This window comes from Paracoccus kondratievae, from assembly GCF_009301415.1.
Lineage (GTDB): Bacteria > Pseudomonadota > Alphaproteobacteria > Rhodobacterales > Rhodobacteraceae > Paracoccus > Paracoccus kondratievae.
Genome location: NZ_CP045073.1, coordinates 89,347 through 106,459, shown reverse-complemented (window position 1 = coordinate 106,459; position 17,113 = coordinate 89,347). Strand labels below are relative to the sequence as shown.

The following is a 17,113-nucleotide window of genomic DNA, read 5'->3' as shown; positions in this document are numbered from 1 at the left end:
CTGACCGCCGCAGATTAACGGTGCGGGCAGGGCGCGGCAACCGCCCTTACGCGGTTTGCCAGTCAAAGCTCAGCTCTTCACGAAAGGCAAAGCGGGCAATGTGACTATCCACGATATGCCGCATGTGTTCGGTCGTGTCCCCGGGCGCGTCCAGCCGGATCTCAAGCGTCTGGGGCGTGGCGGTCAATATCACGACACGATCTTCGGGCATGGTAATGCGGCCGCGTTCGGCGTCGAACTCGACCTCGAACTTATGTGCCCAGTGTTTGCACAGCTGTTGCAGATAGCGGCTGCCGTTGGTGGTCGCAACGCTGCAGCGGGACTGGATGATCGGCTGGGACATGGGGCTTTCCTGTCTTGTGATCGGTCCGGCTGGCGATGGCTGGCAAAGGACGGTGTGAATGATGCGGGGCATCGGCCTGATCCCATGAATAAGGGTGCAAGGCCGCAATGTCCAATCGCCGCAGCATGCCCCGGTTTCGGAGCATGCGCAGGCCGATGCCCGCAGGCAGAGGCGTCAGTTCTGTTCGCCCACGCCTTTCCACAGCAGGGCGCCGATCACGGCCCCTACGATCGGCGCGACCCAGAACAGCCACAGCTGTTGCAGCGCCCAGCCCCCGGCAAAGATCGCCTGGCTGGTCGAGCGTGCAGGGTTTACCGAAGTATTGGTCACCGGGATCGAGATCAGGTGGATCAGCGTCAGCGCCAGACCGATAGCGATCGGGGCAAAGCCTGCCGGAACGCGGCCGTGAGTCGCGCCAAGGATCACGATCAGGAAGCCCGCTGTCAGCACGATTTCGATCAGCAGGGCCGAAAGCGTGCCATAACCGCCCGGCGAGTGCTCACCGTAACCGTTCGCAGCAAAACCACCCAGATCCACGTCCGCCTTACCCGAGGCGATCAGGTAAAGAACAGCCGCCGCAAGGATCGCGCCAACGAGCTGCGCGATGATATAGGGCAGCAGACTGGCCGCCGGAAAGCGACCGGCAACCGTCAGGCCGACCGAAACGGCCGGGTTGAAGTGACCGCCCGAAATGCCGCCCACGGCATAGGCCATGGTCAGGACGGTAAGGCCAAAGGCCAGGGAAACACCAGTAAAACCGATACCAAGCCCGGGGAAGGCCGCTGCAAGAACCGCGCTGCCGCAACCACCGAAAACAAGCCAGAAAGTACCGATAGCCTCGGCCAGAAGTTTTTTCTGCATTTGAAACCTATTTTTCAGCTTAAGAATGAATCCAGCGTCCACCGGCGGTCTGGATTGTCAATATTTTGTAGTAGCGCGGCCAGAAAATCGGCAAGGAACGCTGGGTCACCACGCGCCCCGTTGACCGCCGCGCGGGGGCGGCCTATCTGCGGGCCATGGCACGCGCTCCTCTTTTGCAACTCACCGATATTTCGCTGACCTTCGGGGGCAATCCCGTGTTCAGCGAGCTGAACATGACCGTCCAGCAGGGCGACCGGCTGGCGCTAGTCGGGCGCAATGGCTCGGGCAAGTCCACGCTGATGAAAGTCATGGCCGGGCTGGTCGAGCCTGACAGCGGTGAGGTCATCACCCCCGCCGGCACTCAGGTCGGCTATATGGAGCAGGACCCCGACCTTTCGGGCTTTGCAACGCTTGGTGATTTTGCCCGCGCTGGTCTGGACGAGGGTGAGGGTTACCGGGTCGAAATGGCGGCCGAGGGGTTGAAATTCGATCCTGACCGCCCGGTCGCGACCGCGTCGGGTGGCGAACGGCGGCGGGCGGCCCTGGCAAGGATGCTGGCGCAGGCGCCCGATCTGATGCTGCTGGATGAGCCGACGAACCATCTGGATATCGAGGCGATCGGCTGGCTGGAAGAGCAGCTTTCGACGACCAGGGCAGCTTTCGTGCTGATCTCGCACGACCGCGCCTTTCTCAGGGCGCTGACCCGCGCGACGCTATGGATCGACCGGGGTGAGGTACGCCGTCAGGACAAGGGTTTTGAGCATTTCGAGGATTGGCGCGAGACTGTCTGGACCGCCGAAGATGAGGCCCGTCACAAACTTGACCGCAAGATCAGGGCCGAGGCCCGCTGGGCGGTCGAGGGCATCAGCGCCCGGCGCAAGCGCAACCAGGGTCGGCTGCGCGCCCTTGCCGCGCTGCGCGAGGAACGCGCCAGCCAGATCCGCCGGCAGGGCACAGCGGCGATGGAGCTGGACGCTGGCCAGCAATCGGGCAAACGGGTGATCGACGCCAAGGGCATCTCGAAAGCCTTTGGTGAGCGGGTGATCCTCAAACCCTTTGACCTGCGGGTGTTGCGTGGCGACCGCGTGGCTTTTGTTGGTCCGAATGGCGCGGGCAAGACAACGCTGATCAAGATGCTGACCGGCGAAATTCCGACCGACAGCGGCGAAATCCGGCACGGCACCAATCTGGAAATCGCCGTGTTTGATCAGGCCCGCGCGGCCATCGACGACAGCGTAACGCTGTGGGATGCGCTGGCGGGGGATCCGTCAATGCGGGTTTCGGGCCGGTCGGATCAGGTGATGGTGCGCGGCAATCCACGCCATGTCGTCGCCTATCTCAAGGATTTCCTTTTTGACGATGCGCAGGCGCGCGCGCCGGTCGGCAGCCTGTCGGGTGGGGAAAAGGCGCGGCTGCTGCTGGCGCGGATCATGGCGCATCCTTCGAACCTGCTGGTTCTGGACGAACCGACGAACGACCTGGATGTCGAGACGCTGGACCTCTTGCAGGACCTGCTGGGCGAATATGACGGCACGGTTCTGCTTGTCAGCCACGACCGCGATTTTATCGACCGAGTTGCCACGACCACCGTGGCGATGGAGGGAGATGGCCGTGCGGTGATCTATCCCGGCGGCTGGTCGGACTATCGTGCGCAGCGTCCCGAAAGTGAGACGCCCACGCCCCAGCCCAGGAAAACCGCCCCGGCACCTGCAGCCGAAAAGCCCGCAACCAAACCCGCAGCGAAACGCTCGGGGCTGAGCTTTAGCGAAAAAAAGCGGCTAGAGGCCCTGCCAGCCATCATCGAACGGCTTGAGGCCGAGATCGGCAAGCTTGGCGAGTTCCTTGCCCAGCCCGATCTGTTCCAGACCGCGCCTGAGAAATTCGCCAAAGCAAGCGAAGGTCTGGCCGAGCGCCAACAGGCGCTGGCCAAGGCCGAAGAGGAGTGGCTGGCGCTCGCAGAACGCGATCAGGAATAGCCGCCCGGCCCAGAAAATAATGCATAGCCCCTTGCAACCTGCTGCAAGGGGGCCCATGTTAAAAGGGCTAGGTTATTTCTTCCGCATTCCTGTCTCCTTTCCGGCTTCAGACTGTGTTTCGATCTGACTGAGCCGGGTCGCCGCATGTCGCGGGCGACATTAATATTCAGGAGACATCACGATGGCCAATGGCACCGTGAAATGGTTCAACAGCACCAAAGGTTTCGGCTTTATCGCCCCGGCAGATGGCGGCAAGGACGTGTTCCTGCACATCTCGGCGCTCGAACGTGCAAACATCCATCACATCGATGATGGTCAGGCTGTGACCTTCGACATCGAAACCGGCCGCGATGGCCGTCAGTCGGCGCGCAACCTCGCGCTGGCCTGATCGTGGCCTATGGTCCGGCCCGTTTCGGGCCGGACCAATCATAAGGAGGCCCACATGTCAGGCAAGACCGACAGTAAAACCGACAGGTTGAATCGAATCTTTCGCGCTCCGGCACCTTTGACCGCGCTGGATCGTACCACCGCAGAAGCCAAGCTGATCATCGAAGAGCAGACCCAGCGTCGGCAGGAGTTGACCGCCACGCTACGAGCCGCCAGATTAGCCAAGGAAGCCGCTGAAGCCGCCAAAGGCACGCTGGCCTCCAAAGCCCGTAAAAAGAAATAGGCGCTTTGCGCCGATTTCAGAACCGGGTCGCAAGCACACATTTTGCCTAAGCTGGCACCCGTGTGCCCATGCAGTCGCTTTGCCATAATGCCCCGAAGTGTCGGGACAAAAGGGAAAGGACTGCCCGTCATTCAACAAAGAAAAGAGAAAAAGAATGGCCAAGACACAGAGCAGACGCGCGCCGCGCAGAAAGGTCGCGCAAAAACAACGAGACAGACGCCGTCTGGCAATCATGTTCGACAGCAAACAGGGGGTAATCCCGGTCATCGCCGCTGATGATGACGGTGAGGACAAAAGGTCCGCGCAGCTTTAAATCGCGCGTGCAGGGGGCAACCGCCCTTTCCGTTAAGCCGCAGCCGCCCTCCGACTGGGGGCGGCTTTTTGATGGGCAAAACAGCTGTGACGCCCATATCGGCAAAAGTCGTACTCACCAAGTGAACCGATCTTCCTAGCCGCAAACTATCAAATAAGGGCCGCGATCTGCGAGGGTTAATGCGACAGCAGAACAGGCGGGGCCGAAGCGACGAGCGAATGCCTCGCAGATCGCTGTGCTCGGATTGCTACCTCCAGTTCCAAATGAAACAGGCCGCCCCGGACGGAGCGGCCTTTTCCTTGCCGGATCGGCGAGGCGGGTGATTACATCATCCCGTCCATGCCGCCCATGCCGCCCATGGCCGGAGCCGCAGACTTCGGCTCGGGCTTCTCGGCAATCATCGCTTCGGTGGTGATCAGCAGACCAGCGACCGAGGCGGCGTCTTCCAGCGCGGTACGAACGACTTTCGCCGGGTCGATAACGCCGAACTTGAACATGTCGCCATATTCTTCGGTCTGAGCGTTAAAGCCAAAGCTCTTGTCGTTCGAGTCGCGCACTTTGCCGGCAACCACAGCACCGTCGACGCCTGCGTTTTCGGCGATCTGGCGCAGCGGCGCTTCCAGGGCGCGGCGGATGATGGTGATACCGGCGTTCTGATCGGCGTTCGCACCCGTCAGACCCTCCAGCGACTTGGCACCCTGAACCAGAGCAACGCCGCCACCGACAACGATGCCTTCCTGAACCGCAGCGCGGGTCGCGTTCAGAGCGTCATCGACGCGGTCCTTACGCTCTTTGACCTCGACCTCGGTCAAGCCGCCGACTTTGATGACAGCAACGCCGCCGGCCAGTTTGGCCACGCGCTCTTGCAGTTTTTCGCGGTCGTAGTCCGAGGTGGTTTCTTCGATCTGCTGACGGATCTGGCTGACGCGGGCTTCGATCTCGCTCTTGTCACCAGCGCCATCAACGATGGTGGTGTTGTCTTTGTTGATCGAGATCTTTTTCGCACGGCCCAGCATGTCGATGGTGACATTCTCAAGCTTCATGCCCAGGTCTTCCGAGATCACCTGACCGCCGGTCAGGATCGCGATGTCCTGCAGCATGGCCTTGCGGCGATCACCAAAGCCCGGAGCCTTGACGGCAGCGATTTTCAGACCGCCGCGCAGCTTGTTGACGACCAGGGTGGCCAGAGCCTCGCCCTCGACGTCTTCGGCCACGATCAGCAGCGGCTTTTGGGTCTGGATGACCGATTCGAGCAGCGGGACCATCGGCTGCAGCGACGAGAGTTTTTTCTCGTGCAGCAGGATGTAGGCGTCTTCCAGCTCTGCAACCATCTTGTCGGCGTTGGTCACGAAATAGGGCGACAGGTAGCCGCGGTCGAACTGCATGCCTTCGACGACGTCAACCTCGGTTTCCATGCCTTTGTTTTCTTCGACGGTGATCACACCCTCGTTGCCAACGCGCTGCATGGCTTCGGCGATTTGCTGGCCGATGGTGGCTTCACCGTTGGCCGAGATGGTGCCGACCTGGGCGACTTCGGACGAATCGTTGACCGGACGGGCAGCGGCTTTGATGGATTCGACGACTTTGGCGGTGGCCAGATCAATACCGCGCTTCAGATCCATCGGGTTCATGCCGGCGGCAACCGCCTTCATGCCTTCACGGACGATGGCCTGGGCCAGAACGGTCGCGGTGGTGGTGCCGTCACCCGCTTCGTCATTGGTGCGCGAAGCGACTTCGCGGACCATTTGCGCGCCCATATTTTCGAACTTGTCAGCCAGTTCGATTTCCTTGGCGACCGAAACACCGTCCTTGGTGATGCGCGGGGCGCCGAAGGATTTGTCGATCACGACATTGCGGCCTTTGGGGCCCAGCGTCACCTTGACGGCATCGGCGAGGATGTTCACGCCTTTCAGCATGCGGTCGCGGGCGTCGGTGTTGAATTTGACTTCTTTCGCAGCCATTTGAGGTGCTCCTTGAATGGGTTAGCGTAAATGGACGATCAGCCGATGATGCCCAGGATGTCGCTTTCCTTCATGATCAGCAGCTCTTCGCCATCGATCGTAACTTCGGTGCCCGACCATTTGCCGAAGAGGACACGATCACCAGCCTTGACCGCAGGGGTGATCAGCTCGCCCGAATCTTTGCGCGCGCCCTCGCCAACGGCGATGACCTCACCTTCGGCCGGTTTCTCTTTTGCGCTGTCGGGGATGATCAGGCCGCCTTTGGTCTTTTCGTCTGACTGGACGCGACGGACCAGAACGCGGTCGTGCAGCGGTTTGAAAGCCATTGTAGAACACTCCGGTGTTTCAGGTTGCAGTGTTGCGGCTGTTGGCACTCGCTTGTGGTGAGTGCCAATGCCGCCCATCTAGGCTGGCAATCCAGAGCTGTCAACGGTCTGCCATCGGAAAATTTTACTTGGAAATCCGCTTGACGGAGTTTCCGCCCCATGGCTACGCCCAAGGAAAAGCAGTTCGGGCGGATAAGATGGTGGAACGGCGTCTCAAGGCCCTTGTCATCGCCGAAGCGGCCAACCCCGAATGGGTTTCGGTGCCGCTGGTCGGCTGGTCTTTGGCCAATGCGCTGCGCCGCGTCGCCGATGTCCATATCGTCACTCAGGTCCGCAACCGAGAGGCCATCCTGCGCGCCGGCCTGATCGAGGGGCGGGATTTTACCGCCATCGACAGCGAGAAACTGGCCGCGCCGATGTGGCGGCTGGCCGAACGGCTAAGCATGGGCAAGGGCGTCGGCTGGACGATAAAGACCGCCATCTCGACCCTTGGCTATGGCTATTTTGAACGGCTGGTCTGGCGCGCTTTTGGCCCACAGATCCGCGCCGGCGCATATGACATCGTGCACCGCGTGACGCCGCTGACGCCGACGGCAAACAGTCTGCTTGCCCCGCGTTGCCGTCAGGCTGGCGTGCCCTTTGTCCTTGGCCCGCTGAACGGCGGCGTGCCATGGCCCAAAGGTTTCGACAGCGAAAGACGACGCGAGAAAGAATGGCTCTCTTACGTTCGGGGTGCTTATCGGGCGTTGCCGGGCAGGGGGGCGATGCTGCGCGATGCCTCGGCGATCATCTGCGGCTCGCTTCACACCCGCAACGAGATTCCTGCACGCCATCACAGCAAAGCAGTCTGGCTGCCCGAAAACGCCATCGACCCGACGCGTTTCAGCCTGACTGCCCCGCAACCGGGTACCCTGCCGCTGCGGGGTTGCTTCATTGGCCGGCTCGTGCCCTACAAGGGCGCGGATATGGCGATCGAGGCAGCATTGCCTCTGCTGCGGGCCGGAAAGCTGGTGCTCGACATCGTTGGCGACGGGCCGCAGGCCGGTGCGCTGCGCGATCTTGTCGCGCGCGAAGGCGCAGGGCAGGCGGTCCGCTTTCACGGCTGGCTGGCGCATGAAGAGGTTCAGGGCGTCGCAGCCCGGGCGCAATTGCTGGTCTTTCCCTCAGTGCGCGAATTCGGGGGCGGCGTCGTCCTTGAGGCGATGGCGCTTGGCGTCGTTCCCGTGGTGGCCGATTACGCCGGGCCGGGTGAGCTTGTCGATGATGCGACCGGCTTGCGCATCCCCATGGGAAGCCGGGCCGAGCTGGTCGCAGAATTACGCCGGCAGTTGCAGGCCATTGCTGCTGATCCTTCGGTCCTGCCCGGCATGGCCGCAAGGGCGCAGGCACGGGTAATGCGCGACTTTACATGGGACGCCAAGGCCGCGCAGGTCGAACGGATCTGGCGCGCTGTTCTGGCCGGAACGCCGCTGCCACAGGAACTGCCACCGCCCGGCCGGACTGGCATCGCATCTGCACCCATGCCATGCTGATCCCCAGACGATACGGGAACCGAACGCATGCGCCTGAAGCCGACCTTGACCGCCCTTTTTGTCGCCGCAACACTGGCCCTGCCGGCAGCGGCACAGGAATGCGTCGGGCAAAACCTCTTTGACCAGTTGCCGCCCGAGCGGATGGCCGAGATGCAGGCGGCGGTCGAGGGGGTACCCTATGCGCATGGTCTGTTCTGGCGCGCGGAAAAAGGTGATCAGCGCATCACCCTGATCGGCACCTATCACTTTCCCGATCCGCGCCACGACCTGATCTTGCGGCACTTCACCCCCGAGATCGGGGCCGCAGCCAAACTGCTGGTCGAGGCCGGTCCCGAGGAAGAGGCCCTGCTGACCAAGGCCCTCTCGTCGGATGTGGCGCTGCTTGTCAACGCCGAAGGGCCGACCCTGCCCGAGCGGCTGAGCGAGGATGAGTGGCAGGCACTGTCCTCGGCGCTGGAAAAGCGGGGCGTACCGCCCGTCAACGCCAGCCGGATGCGGCCCTGGTATGTCGCGGTCATGCTTGGGGTGTCGCCCTGCATGCAACGGATGATGCAAGACGGCGACGGTCTGGACGGGCTGGACCGGCTGCTGATCCGAAAGGCCGAGGCGGCCGATGTCCCGGTGCAGGCGCTGGAACCCTGGAACGCCCTGTTCACCGTGTTCGAGGGCATGACCCCGCGCGAGGAAGAGGACATGATCCGCGCTGGTATGCCCGCCGCCGAACATGCCGACGACTATACCGTGACCATGACCGAGACCTATTTTGCAGAGAACGGCTGGCTGATTCTGGAGTTCTCGCGCTTTAACGCCTATTACAACTCGGGCCTGTCCCGGGCCGAGGTGGACGCCCAGACAGAGATGGCGCAGGACAGGATGTTGAACCAGCGCAACGCCCGCTGGATTGAACCGCTTGAAAAGGCCGCGGCGGCAGCCGCCGAACAGGGCAAGGGCGTCGTCGCCGGTTTCGGCGCCCTGCATCTGCCCGGCGAAAAGGGCGTGCTGCGCCTGCTGGAAAGCCGTGGCTGGAAAATCAGCCCGATCAGGGTGGAGGGGATTGGCGATGGCGGATGAGCTTTGGCGCGAAGAGCGCGAATTCTGGCTGGCGGGCGTGGCCGAGGCGGGGCGCAAGCTTGACACCTCTTGCCTGATGGCATTTCCCCGGACCGGCATCCTTGACCGCACGGCGGCGATTGCCGCGTTGCAGGCCGCGCCGCGCTGGCAGGAGATCACGATGACCGAACGGGCCAGTATCGAGACCGATGATGTCTGCGTGCTTGCCTATCACGCTACCGCCCGCCGCGCGGGGGCTGACACATATCGCGCCTTCTGCACCACCACCTGGATCCAGCGCGCTGGCGACTGGCGCATCCTGCAACACCAGCAAACGCCGGTGTGATGCTGCAGGACCTGCGCCGTCACCGGCGTTTTCTGTTTAGCTTTGCGCTGGGGCTGGCAGCAGGTCTGGGGTTGTACCGGTTACAGATCGTCGACCGGCTGCTGATCTTTTCGGTCCTGTTTTGCACGACTTATCTGGTGCTGACCGGGTTGCTGATGCGTGGCATCGACGCGCGGGCCATGCGCCATCAGGCCGATAGTGATGATGAAGGTATGGTGCTGATCGTTCCGCTGGCAATCGGGACAGTGGCGATCAGCCTGGTCGCGATCCTGATGACCATCCGTGCTCCCCACGCGGGGCTCGCACTGCGTCCGGCACTGGCGCTTGCCTCGGTTCCGCTGGGCTGGCTGATGGTCCATACGGTCATGGGCTTTCACTATGCACGGCTTTGGTATGGGCGCGGCCCCCACGGGACCGAGGCGCGCGATCTTGGTTTTCCCGGCCTTGCGCCACAGGGCGACGCGGATATCTGGGACTTTCTTTATTACAGCTTTACCCTGGGGATGGCAGCGCAGACCGCGGATGTAACGGCGCTAAGCACCCGAATGCGACGGGTGACGCTGTTTCACTCGGTCTTTTCGTTCTTTTACAATACGGTGCTGCTGGCGCTGGCGGTCAATGCTGCGGTTGTGCCGGGTTGATAGACATTACCGGCCCGCGCCCCTATAATCCCGGCGAATTTTCCGCCCAATTTGCAGGGGACCCCCATGATCAAGGTTTTCGGCCACAAAGCTCCCGACACCGACTCGACCGGCTCGCCCATCATCTGGGCGTGGTATCTGAACGAAGTGCGCAAAACCCCGGCCAAGCCGGTGTTGCAGGGCGAGCCGAACACCGAGGCCGCCTGGATGCTGTCGAAATGGAATCTTGATAAGCCCGAGATCATCCCGGACGTCGCGGCTGGCGATCAATGCGTGATCGTGGACACCAACAACCCCGCCGAACTGCCCGATTCGCTGGCCGAGGCCGATGTGATCGAAATCATCGACCACCACCTGCTGGCCGGCGGCATCCGCACCCGCCTGCCGATCAATATCACCATCCGTCCGCTGGCCTGCACCGCGACGATCATGCATGACCTGATCGGCGACGAGGATCTGGCCCGTGCACCGCGTGCAATCAAAGGCGCGATGCTGACCTGCATCCTGTCGGACACGCTTGAATTCCGCAGCCCGACCACCACGCCGCACGACCGTTTTGTGGCCGAGAAACTGGCCAAGGACCTTGGTATCCCGATCCCCGAATATGCGGCCGAGATGTTTGCAGCCAAGTCGGATGTGTCGGCCTTTACCGACGAGGCGCTGCTGCGCATGGACAGCAAGGAATATGAACTGGGTGGCAGGCAGCTGCGCGTTTCGGTGCTGGAAACCACTGCGCCCCAGGTGCTGCTGGATCGCAAGGCCGCGCTGATGGCCGCCATGCCCAGCGTTGCCGCCGCGGATGGTGCGGATGAGGTGCTGCTTTTCGTCGTCGATATCCTGAACGAAGAGGCGACGCTGCTGGTCCCGAACGATTTTGTCAGACGGGTCGCTGAAAAAAGCTTTGGCGCCACCGTGACCGGCGATACCGTCGTGCTGCCCGGCGTCATGTCGCGCAAAAAACAGATCATTCCGGCTCTGGCCGTCTGACCCCAAAAGGCCGTTTTCATGACCCAGATCATCCGCGCGCTCGACGAGATCGCACTGAATTACGATGTCCTGTTCTGCGATCTTTGGGGGTGCCTGCACAACGGCGTTGAGGCCTATCCGGCCGCCGTCGCCGCCTTGCAGGGCTTTCGCGCCAGGGGCGGGCGGGTGGTCCTGATGACCAATGCGCCGCGGCCGCGCAAATACGTGGCCGAGCAGCTGGACGGTATGGGCGTGCCCCGCGATGCATGGGACATGATCGTCACCTCGGGCGATGCGGCACAGGATGCGATGTTTGCCGGCGCTGTCGGCCGTCGCGTCTGGGCCATCTCTCAGCCCAAGGACGAGGGGTTTTTCACCGATATCCCCGAGGAATGGCGCGACGCCCCTCCGATCCAGAGGGTCGAGCTGGACAAGGCCGAAGGCATCGTCTGCTGCGGCCTTTTTGATGATCTGACTGAGGTACCTGACGATTATCGCGCCCGGCTGATGCTGGCGCGCGAACGCGGGCTCAAGCTGCTTTGCGCCAACCCTGATGTAGTGGTCGATCTGGGCGAAAAGCGGCTTTACTGCGCCGGTGCACTGGCCGAGCTTTACGAAGATCTGGGCGGCACCTCGCTGTATTTCGGCAAGCCGCATCCACCGATCTACGACCTTGCTCGGCGCAGGCTCGGACTGGACGACAGGGCCAGGATCCTTGTGATCGGGGACGGAATCGCGACCGATATCTCGGGCGCCGTGGGTGAGGGGCTGGATGCGCTGTTCGTGACCGGCGGCCTTGCTTTTGATCAGTTTGGCCCCGATGTCGAAAACCCCGAGCCTGCGCGGCTGCAGGAATGGCTGGCCCTGCGCGCGCAGGATCCGACCTATAGCATCGGCAGGCTGCGCTGAGCGGGTAATAATCGGTCCTCTTTTTGTGGCCGAGCGTTATTTTCTTGCGCGCCCGGTGCGTTGCTGCTATGCAGCATACAGCCACTCATCGGGAGCATTGAATGATGCTGGACAACCTTCCGCGCGGCACGATCGTCATCGAGGATCTTGAAGTCGGGATGATGCGCTACCTGCAGAAGGTAGTCACCGACGAGGATATCGAGATGTTCGCCCAGATCTCGACCGACCGAAATCCGGTGCATCTGGACGATTCCTATGCCCGGGACACGATCTTTCAGGGCCGCATCGCACACGGGATGCTGACTGCTGGCCTGATCTCGGCCGTGATTGGTGAGCAATTGCCCGGTCATGGCACGGTCTATCTGGGCCAGACGCTTAAGTTCATGGCGCCGGTCCGGCCGGGTGATCTGGTCCGCGCCGAGGTGTCGGTTGAGGCAATCGATCACGCAAAGCGCCGCGTGACCCTTGCAACCCGCTGCCTTGTCGGTGATACGGTCGTCCTGAAAGGCGAGGCGGTCGTTCTGGCGCCAAGCCGCAAATTCGACTGAGACAGGGCCGGTCGCCGGCCCGGCGGGGGCCTGATTGCGCATCCATAACGACTGGAAAGCTCTGCCGCTCGATGCCCGCGGGGCGACTGTCGCCATGGGCAATTTCGACGGCGTTCATCTGGGGCATCGCTCGGTTATCGACGCGGCTCGTGCCGCCTGCGATGCGCCCCTGGGCATCATCACCTTTGAGCCGCATCCGCGCGAATTCTTCTTTCCCGACGCCGCGCCATTCCGGCTGATGAACGCGGAATCGCGGGCGAACCGGCTGGCGCGGCTGGGGGTCGAACATCTGTATCAGCTGCCCTTTGACGCCGTTCTGGCCGGTCTGTCGCCCGAGGCTTTTGCGCGTGAGGTACTGGTACAGGGCCTTGGCGTGCGCCATGTCACCGTCGGTGAGGATTTCTGCTTTGGCCGCCAACGTTCGGGCAACGCCCAGACCCTGACACAACTGGGGCAAGAGCTTGGTTTTGGGGTCACCGTGGCGCCGCTGATCGGCAATGGCGAGGTCGAATACAGCTCGACCGAGATCCGCAAGGCGCTGGCCGCCGGCCGCACCCGCGATGCCGAGCGTATGCTTGGCCATTGGCACCGTATCGACGGCGAGGTGCTGCATGGCGACAAGCGCGGCCGTGACCTTGGCTATCCGACCGCCAATATGGCGGTGGACGGGCTGCACCTGCCTGCACTTGGCATTTACGCTGTGCTGGTCGATGTGCTGACCGGGGCTGATCGCGGCAGTTACAAAGGCGTGGCAAGCCTTGGCGTGCGGCCCATGTTTGGTCAAAACCGGCCCAATCTGGAAGTTCATCTCTTTGATTTCGCGGCTGATCTTTATGGTCAGCACCTGTCGGTCGCGCTGGTTGAATATCTGCGCCCCGAGGCAAAGTTTGACAGTCTTGAGGCGCTGATCGCGCAAATGGACCGCGACAGTGCCCAGGCGCGCGAGATCCTGGCGACGCGCTGATGCGCCCGCGGTTCTGGGAGCAGCCCCTTGATTCCCTCGATTCCGAGGAGTGGGAGGCGCTGTGCGACGGGTGCGGCAAATGCTGCCTTAACAAGATCGAATATGAGGACACGGGCGAACTGGCGTTCACTCGCGTCGCCTGCCGGCTGCTGGATGGCGAGACCTGCCGCTGCATGAGCTATCCGAACCGCCATGACTATGTGCCCGATTGCGTGGTCCTGACCCCCAAGAAGCTGGCCGAGATCGCCTGGTGGCTGCCCGCGACCTGTGCCTATCGGCTGCGGGCCGAGGGCAAGCCGCTTTACGACTGGCACTATCTTATCTCGGGCGATCCCGAATCGGTCCATCTTGCCGGGGCATCGGTGCGCGGCTGGACGGTCAGCGAACTGACGGTGACCGAAGACGACTGGGACGAACATATCATCGAGGATCTGGCATGAATTTTGCCTCGGACAATGCGGGCGGCGTCCATCCCCGCATCATGGCGGCGCTGGCTGCTGCAAACGAAGGCCATGTGCCATCCTACGGTCAGGACAGCGTGACGCTGGCGGCTCAGGATCGGCTACGCGAGCTTTTTGACGCCCCCGACGCGGCGGTTCATTTCGTGACCACAGGCACGGCTGCCAATGCGCTGGCGCTGTCGATGCTGTCGCCGGGCTGGGGCAAGATCTTTTGCCATCCCGATGCCCATGTGCAGACCAGCGAAACCGGCGCGCCCGAGTTCTTTACCGCGGGTGCCAAGCTGGTGCCTGTTCCGGGGACGGGCGGCAAGATGACGCCCGAGTCGCTTTCCGAAACGCTGCATGTTCATGGTCGCGATGCCGTTCATGCCGGAGAGAACGCGGCGCTGACCCTGACCAACGCCACCGAATGGGGAACGGTCTATTCCCCGGCCGAGGTCGAGGCGCTGACCGCCGTCGCCCACGCCAAAGGTCTGGGCGTGCATATGGACGGGGCGCGGTTTGCCAATGCATTGGCCGCGCTTGATGTTTCGCCCGCTGATCTGACCTGGAGGGCAGGGGTCGATATCCTCTCACTCGGTGGTACCAAGAACGGCTGTATGGCAGTCGAGGCAGTGCTGATCTTTGACCCCGCCCGGTCCGAAGAGTTCGAATTTCGCCGCAAACGTGCCGGGGCGCTGATCTCGAAGCACCGTTATCTGGGGGCGCAGATGCTCGCCTGGCTGGAGGGCGATCTGTGGCTGGATCTGGCCCGTCACGCCAATGCCATGGCCAGTGAGCTGGCTCTGGGGCTGGCGCGTCTGCCCGGTGTCAGCATCGACCAGCGCGTCGAAAGCAACGCCGTCTTTGCCACCATTCCGGCAGAGCTGCATGACCGCGCCCGCGCCAGCGGGATTGCATATCACCTGTGGCCGCACACCCAGAGCGCCCTGGCCGATGAGCCGGTCTCGATCCGTCTGGTCTGTGGCTGGGATACGCGCCCCGAGGACGTCAGTGCCGCCCTGCAGGTGCTGGCCTAGGAAAGCGCAGCGCTAAGCAGCGCCAGCGCATGGCGGACCGTGGCGGCGCGTACGGCATCGCGGCCGCGCGGGCCAAATTCGACCGTTTCGGTCCGCACGCCCTGTGCATCGGCGATGCCAAAGCAGACCCGGCCCTCGGGCTTATGCTCGGACCCTCCCGGCCCGGCAATCCCGGTGACGGCGACCGCGACCCCGGCCTGAGAGCGGGCCAGCGCGCCCGCCGCCATCTCGGCAGCGATTTCTTCGCTGACCGCTCCATGGACGGCAAGCGTCTCGGGGCGGATGCCCAGCATCTCGATCTTGGCGGCGTTGGAATAGGTGACAAAGCCCCGATCCACCGCATCCGACGCCCCCGGCACATCGGTCAGTCGCCCGGCGATCAGCCCGCCGGTGCAGCTTTCGGCAGTGGCGATCATCACCCTTCGCCGGCGGGCAAGCTCAAGAACATCGGCAGGATCGACAGGGGCAGGGTCGGTCACAACATCGGCTCCAGCACCGCATGATAAATCCCGGCAAGGATGACCGAAACCAGCCCGGCAAACAACCCGGCCCACAGGTCATCCAGCATTACCCCGACGGTGCCGCCACGCCGGTCGGCACGTCCGACCAGCCACGGTTTCCATATGTCAAAAAGGCGAAACAGCAGGAAGGGCACGACAAACCCCGGCCATGCATCAAGGATCGAAACCCCGTGCCGCGCAAGCGGGATCACTGTAAAGCACATCGCCAGCCATTGGCCGGCAACCTCGTCAATCACCACCTCCGACGGGTCGCCGTCGGCGCTTTGCGCAAGGACGGCGGGCAAGGCCCAAAAGCCCAGCAGGGTTGCAAGAGCAAAGCCCGCCGGGATCAGCATCGGGTGGATCAGCTCATAGGCCGCGACGCCCAGCACCACTGCCGCGGCGGAACCCCAGGTGCCGGGCGCGGGGCGCAGATGGCCGATGCCAAAGAAAGTTGCGATCAGATGCTTCATGGCGCGCCCTTGATCAGCGTGGCGGTGGCAATGGCGGCGATGCCTTCCTCGCGCCCGGTAAAGCCCAGCCGCTCCGAGGTGGTGGCCTTGACGCTGACCCGATGGGCCTCGATTCCGATGATCTCGGACAGGCGCAGCATCATCGCCCCGGCGTGAGGGCCGACCTTGGGCCGTTCGCAGATCAGCGTCACGTCGACGTTAGAAATCTCATAGCCCATCTGGCGCGCCAGCATTGCGGCATGGCGCAGAAAGATATGGCTCTCGGCCCCTTTCCATTGCGGGTCCGAGGGCGGGAAATGCCGCCCGATATCGCCTTGGGCCAATGCGCCATAGATCGCGTCGGTCAGCGCATGCATCCCCACATCGGCATCCGAATGGCCAAGCAACGCTTTGTCATGCGGGATTTTCACCCCGCACAGCCAGACGTGATCGCCCCCGATAAAGGCATGTACGTCGAACCCGTTGCCAAGGCGAATGTCCATTCCGTCCCCCAAGATACGTTCGGCCCGGGCAAAATCCTCGGGCCAGGTGAGTTTCAGATTATCGTCATCGCCCGGCGTCACGGTAACAGGCAGACCGGCGCGGATCGCCAGTTCCACATCATCCGCCGCACCTTCAGGATGGGCGCGATGGGCAGCAAGAATTGCATCAAGCGCGAAACCCTGCGGGGTCTGGGCGCGAAACAATCCCTCGCGGCTGGCGGTGCCGGTGACATGGCCTTTCTCAGCGCGCCACAGCGCATCGGTGACGGGCAGGGCCGGGGCGGCAGCCGGGGCGCCAGATTCAAGCGCAGCGACCACCGCCTTGATCACCGGGGCTGAGACAAGCGGCCGGGCGCCGTCATGGATCAGCACATGGGTCACGCCGCTGCCCTCAAGGCTTTCCAGTGCGGCGCGCACGCTTTCGGATCGGGTGGCACCGCCCGCGACCAGCACCACTGGTCCGGCAAGCTCGGCCACACCTTGCGCCATATCCTCGGGCGCTAGGGTCACGACGATGCGCGAAAAGCCGGAAAAGGCGGCGATGCTGCGCGCGATAACGCTTTGTCCGGCAAGGCGGCGCCATTGCTTGGGCGGACCGTCCCCGGCGCGGGTGCCGCGGCCAGCGGCGGTGATGATGGCGGCATATGTGGCGGGTATCGTCATGTTGGCCAGCTTTAGGTCAGCCGCCCGCGCGAGGCAATCGCCGACCGTCGGGCTTTTCGTCGCGCCTTTTGGGGTGCAGCAAGTGTGGCCCACGCCCAGAGTTCTGCGT

At 63.0% G+C, this 17,113-nt stretch carries 20 protein-coding genes; 13 read left to right on the top strand and 7 right to left on the bottom strand.

Translation table 11 applies throughout. The features are described from left to right. Positions 1-46 precede the first annotated feature (46 nt). Both F8A10_RS11765 and aqpZ read right to left on the bottom strand, forming a co-directional pair. Positions 47-343 carry a DUF2218 domain-containing protein gene (locus F8A10_RS11765; protein ID WP_152367409.1) on the bottom strand — a complete coding sequence of 99 codons (297 nt, stop codon included), beginning with the start codon at positions 341-343 and terminating at the stop codon, positions 47-49. 174 nt (positions 344-517) lie between these two features. Next, positions 518-1,204, bottom strand: coding sequence for an aquaporin Z (gene aqpZ, locus F8A10_RS11760; protein ID WP_010396240.1), 687 nt, complete (start codon positions 1,202-1,204; stop codon positions 518-520). Positions 1,205-1,359: 155 nt separating this feature from the next. On the opposite strand from aqpZ, the gene F8A10_RS11755 reads away from it, so the two are divergent. The 3 genes from F8A10_RS11755 (at position 1,360) to F8A10_RS11745 (ending at position 3,850) form a co-directional block, all read left to right on the top strand. Further along, entirely contained in the window at positions 1,360-3,180 is a 1,821-nt protein-coding gene (locus F8A10_RS11755) for an ABC-F family ATP-binding cassette domain-containing protein (RefSeq protein WP_152367408.1), read from the top strand. A 181-nt stretch (positions 3,181-3,361) separates the two neighbouring features. Continuing rightward, positions 3,362-3,568 carry a cold-shock protein gene (locus tag F8A10_RS11750; protein ID WP_010396232.1) on the top strand — a complete coding sequence of 69 codons (207 nt, stop codon included), beginning with the start codon at positions 3,362-3,364 and terminating at the stop codon, positions 3,566-3,568. Between the two features lie 54 nt (positions 3,569-3,622). Continuing rightward, on the top strand, positions 3,623-3,850 hold the full coding sequence (locus tag F8A10_RS11745) for a hypothetical protein (RefSeq protein WP_010396230.1): 228 nt from the start codon (positions 3,623-3,625) through the stop codon (positions 3,848-3,850). Positions 3,851-4,486: 636 nt separating this feature from the next. On the opposite strand, the gene groL is transcribed toward F8A10_RS11745, so the two are convergent. Beyond that, positions 4,487-6,124, bottom strand: coding sequence for a chaperonin GroEL (gene groL, locus F8A10_RS11740; RefSeq protein WP_010396224.1), 1,638 nt, complete (start codon positions 6,122-6,124; stop codon positions 4,487-4,489). 38 nt (positions 6,125-6,162) lie between these two features. Further along, positions 6,163-6,450, bottom strand: a complete 288-nt coding sequence (gene groES / locus F8A10_RS11735) for a co-chaperone GroES (RefSeq protein ID WP_010396222.1) — start codon at positions 6,448-6,450, stop codon at positions 6,163-6,165. A 197-nt stretch (positions 6,451-6,647) separates the two neighbouring features. Between groES and F8A10_RS11730 the strand changes: the two genes are divergently transcribed. From F8A10_RS11730 to F8A10_RS11685, 10 genes are all read left to right on the top strand, one after another. Next, positions 6,648-7,982 (top strand): glycosyltransferase family 4 protein, encoded by a 1,335-nt coding sequence (locus F8A10_RS11730; RefSeq protein ID WP_010396219.1) that lies wholly within the window; start codon positions 6,648-6,650, stop codon positions 7,980-7,982. A 27-nt stretch (positions 7,983-8,009) separates the two neighbouring features. Then, complete coding sequence (locus F8A10_RS11725; RefSeq protein ID WP_010396217.1) at positions 8,010-9,053, top strand: TraB/GumN family protein; 1,044 nt, start codon at positions 8,010-8,012, stop codon at positions 9,051-9,053. Continuing rightward, complete coding sequence (locus F8A10_RS11720) at positions 9,043-9,378, top strand: DUF4440 domain-containing protein (protein ID WP_010396215.1); 336 nt, start codon at positions 9,043-9,045, stop codon at positions 9,376-9,378. Before F8A10_RS11725 ends, F8A10_RS11720 begins: the two co-directional genes overlap by 11 nt. Further along, positions 9,378-10,019 carry a DUF1345 domain-containing protein gene (locus F8A10_RS11715; RefSeq protein WP_152367407.1) on the top strand — a complete coding sequence of 214 codons (642 nt, stop codon included), beginning with the start codon at positions 9,378-9,380 and terminating at the stop codon, positions 10,017-10,019. Before F8A10_RS11720 ends, F8A10_RS11715 begins: the two co-directional genes overlap by 1 nt. 66 nt (positions 10,020-10,085) lie before the next feature. After that, positions 10,086-11,006, top strand: a complete 921-nt coding sequence (locus F8A10_RS11710) for a manganese-dependent inorganic pyrophosphatase (protein ID WP_152367406.1) — start codon at positions 10,086-10,088, stop codon at positions 11,004-11,006. A gap of 18 nt (positions 11,007-11,024) precedes the next feature. Beyond that, positions 11,025-11,894 (top strand): TIGR01459 family HAD-type hydrolase, encoded by an 870-nt coding sequence (locus F8A10_RS11705; RefSeq protein ID WP_010396209.1) that lies wholly within the window; start codon positions 11,025-11,027, stop codon positions 11,892-11,894. Between the two features lie 104 nt (positions 11,895-11,998). After that, positions 11,999-12,442, top strand: a complete 444-nt coding sequence (locus F8A10_RS11700) for a MaoC family dehydratase (protein WP_010396206.1) — start codon at positions 11,999-12,001, stop codon at positions 12,440-12,442. Positions 12,443-12,476: 34 nt separating this feature from the next. Continuing rightward, positions 12,477-13,406, top strand: coding sequence for a bifunctional riboflavin kinase/FAD synthetase (locus F8A10_RS11695; RefSeq protein ID WP_010396204.1), 930 nt, complete (start codon positions 12,477-12,479; stop codon positions 13,404-13,406). Next, positions 13,406-13,846 carry a YcgN family cysteine cluster protein gene (locus tag F8A10_RS11690; RefSeq protein WP_010396202.1) on the top strand — a complete coding sequence of 147 codons (441 nt, stop codon included), beginning with the start codon at positions 13,406-13,408 and terminating at the stop codon, positions 13,844-13,846. Before F8A10_RS11695 ends, F8A10_RS11690 begins: the two co-directional genes overlap by 1 nt. Continuing rightward, a complete protein-coding gene (locus tag F8A10_RS11685) occupies positions 13,843-14,886 on the top strand; it encodes a threonine aldolase family protein (RefSeq protein WP_085502433.1) in 1,044 nt (347 codons plus the stop codon). Before F8A10_RS11690 ends, F8A10_RS11685 begins: the two co-directional genes overlap by 4 nt. Here F8A10_RS11685 and F8A10_RS11680 read toward each other — a convergent pair. The 3 genes from F8A10_RS11680 to F8A10_RS11670 are packed head-to-tail and all read right to left on the bottom strand — an operon-like array spanning position 14,883 to position 17,004. Then, entirely contained in the window at positions 14,883-15,365 is a 483-nt protein-coding gene (locus tag F8A10_RS11680) for a CinA family protein (protein ID WP_152367405.1), read from the bottom strand. The two genes, F8A10_RS11685 and F8A10_RS11680, sit on opposite strands and share 4 nt — an antisense overlap. Next, positions 15,362-15,859: a phosphatidylglycerophosphatase A family protein gene (locus tag F8A10_RS11675; RefSeq protein WP_010396197.1), complete on the bottom strand. Its 498-nt coding sequence runs from the start codon at positions 15,857-15,859 to the stop codon at positions 15,362-15,364. Before F8A10_RS11675 ends, F8A10_RS11680 begins: the two co-directional genes overlap by 4 nt. Beyond that, the gene (locus F8A10_RS11670; RefSeq protein ID WP_152367404.1) at positions 15,856-17,004 is read right to left on the bottom strand and encodes a bifunctional 2-C-methyl-D-erythritol 4-phosphate cytidylyltransferase/2-C-methyl-D-erythritol 2,4-cyclodiphosphate synthase; all 1,149 of its coding nucleotides are present in this window, start codon (positions 17,002-17,004) and stop codon (positions 15,856-15,858) included. Before F8A10_RS11670 ends, F8A10_RS11675 begins: the two co-directional genes overlap by 4 nt. Positions 17,005-17,113: the final 109 nt, after the last annotated feature.

Coding starts and splice junctions, on each gene's coding strand:
- F8A10_RS11765 (WP_152367409.1), bottom strand. CDS start 343: ATGTCCCAGCCGATCATCCAGTCCCGCTGCAGCGTTGCGACCACCAAC.
- aqpZ (WP_010396240.1), bottom strand. CDS start 1,204: ATGCAGAAAAAACTTCTGGCCGAGGCTATCGGTACTTTCTGGCTTGTT.
- F8A10_RS11755 (WP_152367408.1), top strand. CDS start 1,360: ATGGCACGCGCTCCTCTTTTGCAACTCACCGATATTTCGCTGACCTTC.
- F8A10_RS11750 (WP_010396232.1), top strand. CDS start 3,362: ATGGCCAATGGCACCGTGAAATGGTTCAACAGCACCAAAGGTTTCGGC.
- F8A10_RS11745 (WP_010396230.1), top strand. CDS start 3,623: ATGTCAGGCAAGACCGACAGTAAAACCGACAGGTTGAATCGAATCTTT.
- groL (WP_010396224.1), bottom strand. CDS start 6,124: ATGGCTGCGAAAGAAGTCAAATTCAACACCGACGCCCGCGACCGCATG.
- groES (WP_010396222.1), bottom strand. CDS start 6,450: ATGGCTTTCAAACCGCTGCACGACCGCGTTCTGGTCCGTCGCGTCCAG.
- F8A10_RS11730 (WP_010396219.1), top strand. CDS start 6,648: ATGGTGGAACGGCGTCTCAAGGCCCTTGTCATCGCCGAAGCGGCCAAC.
- F8A10_RS11725 (WP_010396217.1), top strand. CDS start 8,010: ATGCGCCTGAAGCCGACCTTGACCGCCCTTTTTGTCGCCGCAACACTG.
- F8A10_RS11720 (WP_010396215.1), top strand. CDS start 9,043: ATGGCGGATGAGCTTTGGCGCGAAGAGCGCGAATTCTGGCTGGCGGGC.
- F8A10_RS11715 (WP_152367407.1), top strand. CDS start 9,378: ATGCTGCAGGACCTGCGCCGTCACCGGCGTTTTCTGTTTAGCTTTGCG.
- F8A10_RS11710 (WP_152367406.1), top strand. CDS start 10,086: ATGATCAAGGTTTTCGGCCACAAAGCTCCCGACACCGACTCGACCGGC.
- F8A10_RS11705 (WP_010396209.1), top strand. CDS start 11,025: ATGACCCAGATCATCCGCGCGCTCGACGAGATCGCACTGAATTACGAT.
- F8A10_RS11700 (WP_010396206.1), top strand. CDS start 11,999: ATGCTGGACAACCTTCCGCGCGGCACGATCGTCATCGAGGATCTTGAA.
- F8A10_RS11690 (WP_010396202.1), top strand. CDS start 13,406: ATGCGCCCGCGGTTCTGGGAGCAGCCCCTTGATTCCCTCGATTCCGAG.
- F8A10_RS11685 (WP_085502433.1), top strand. CDS start 13,843: ATGAATTTTGCCTCGGACAATGCGGGCGGCGTCCATCCCCGCATCATG.
- F8A10_RS11675 (WP_010396197.1), bottom strand. CDS start 15,859: ATGAAGCATCTGATCGCAACTTTCTTTGGCATCGGCCATCTGCGCCCC.
- F8A10_RS11670 (WP_152367404.1), bottom strand. CDS start 17,004: ATGACGATACCCGCCACATATGCCGCCATCATCACCGCCGCTGGCCGC.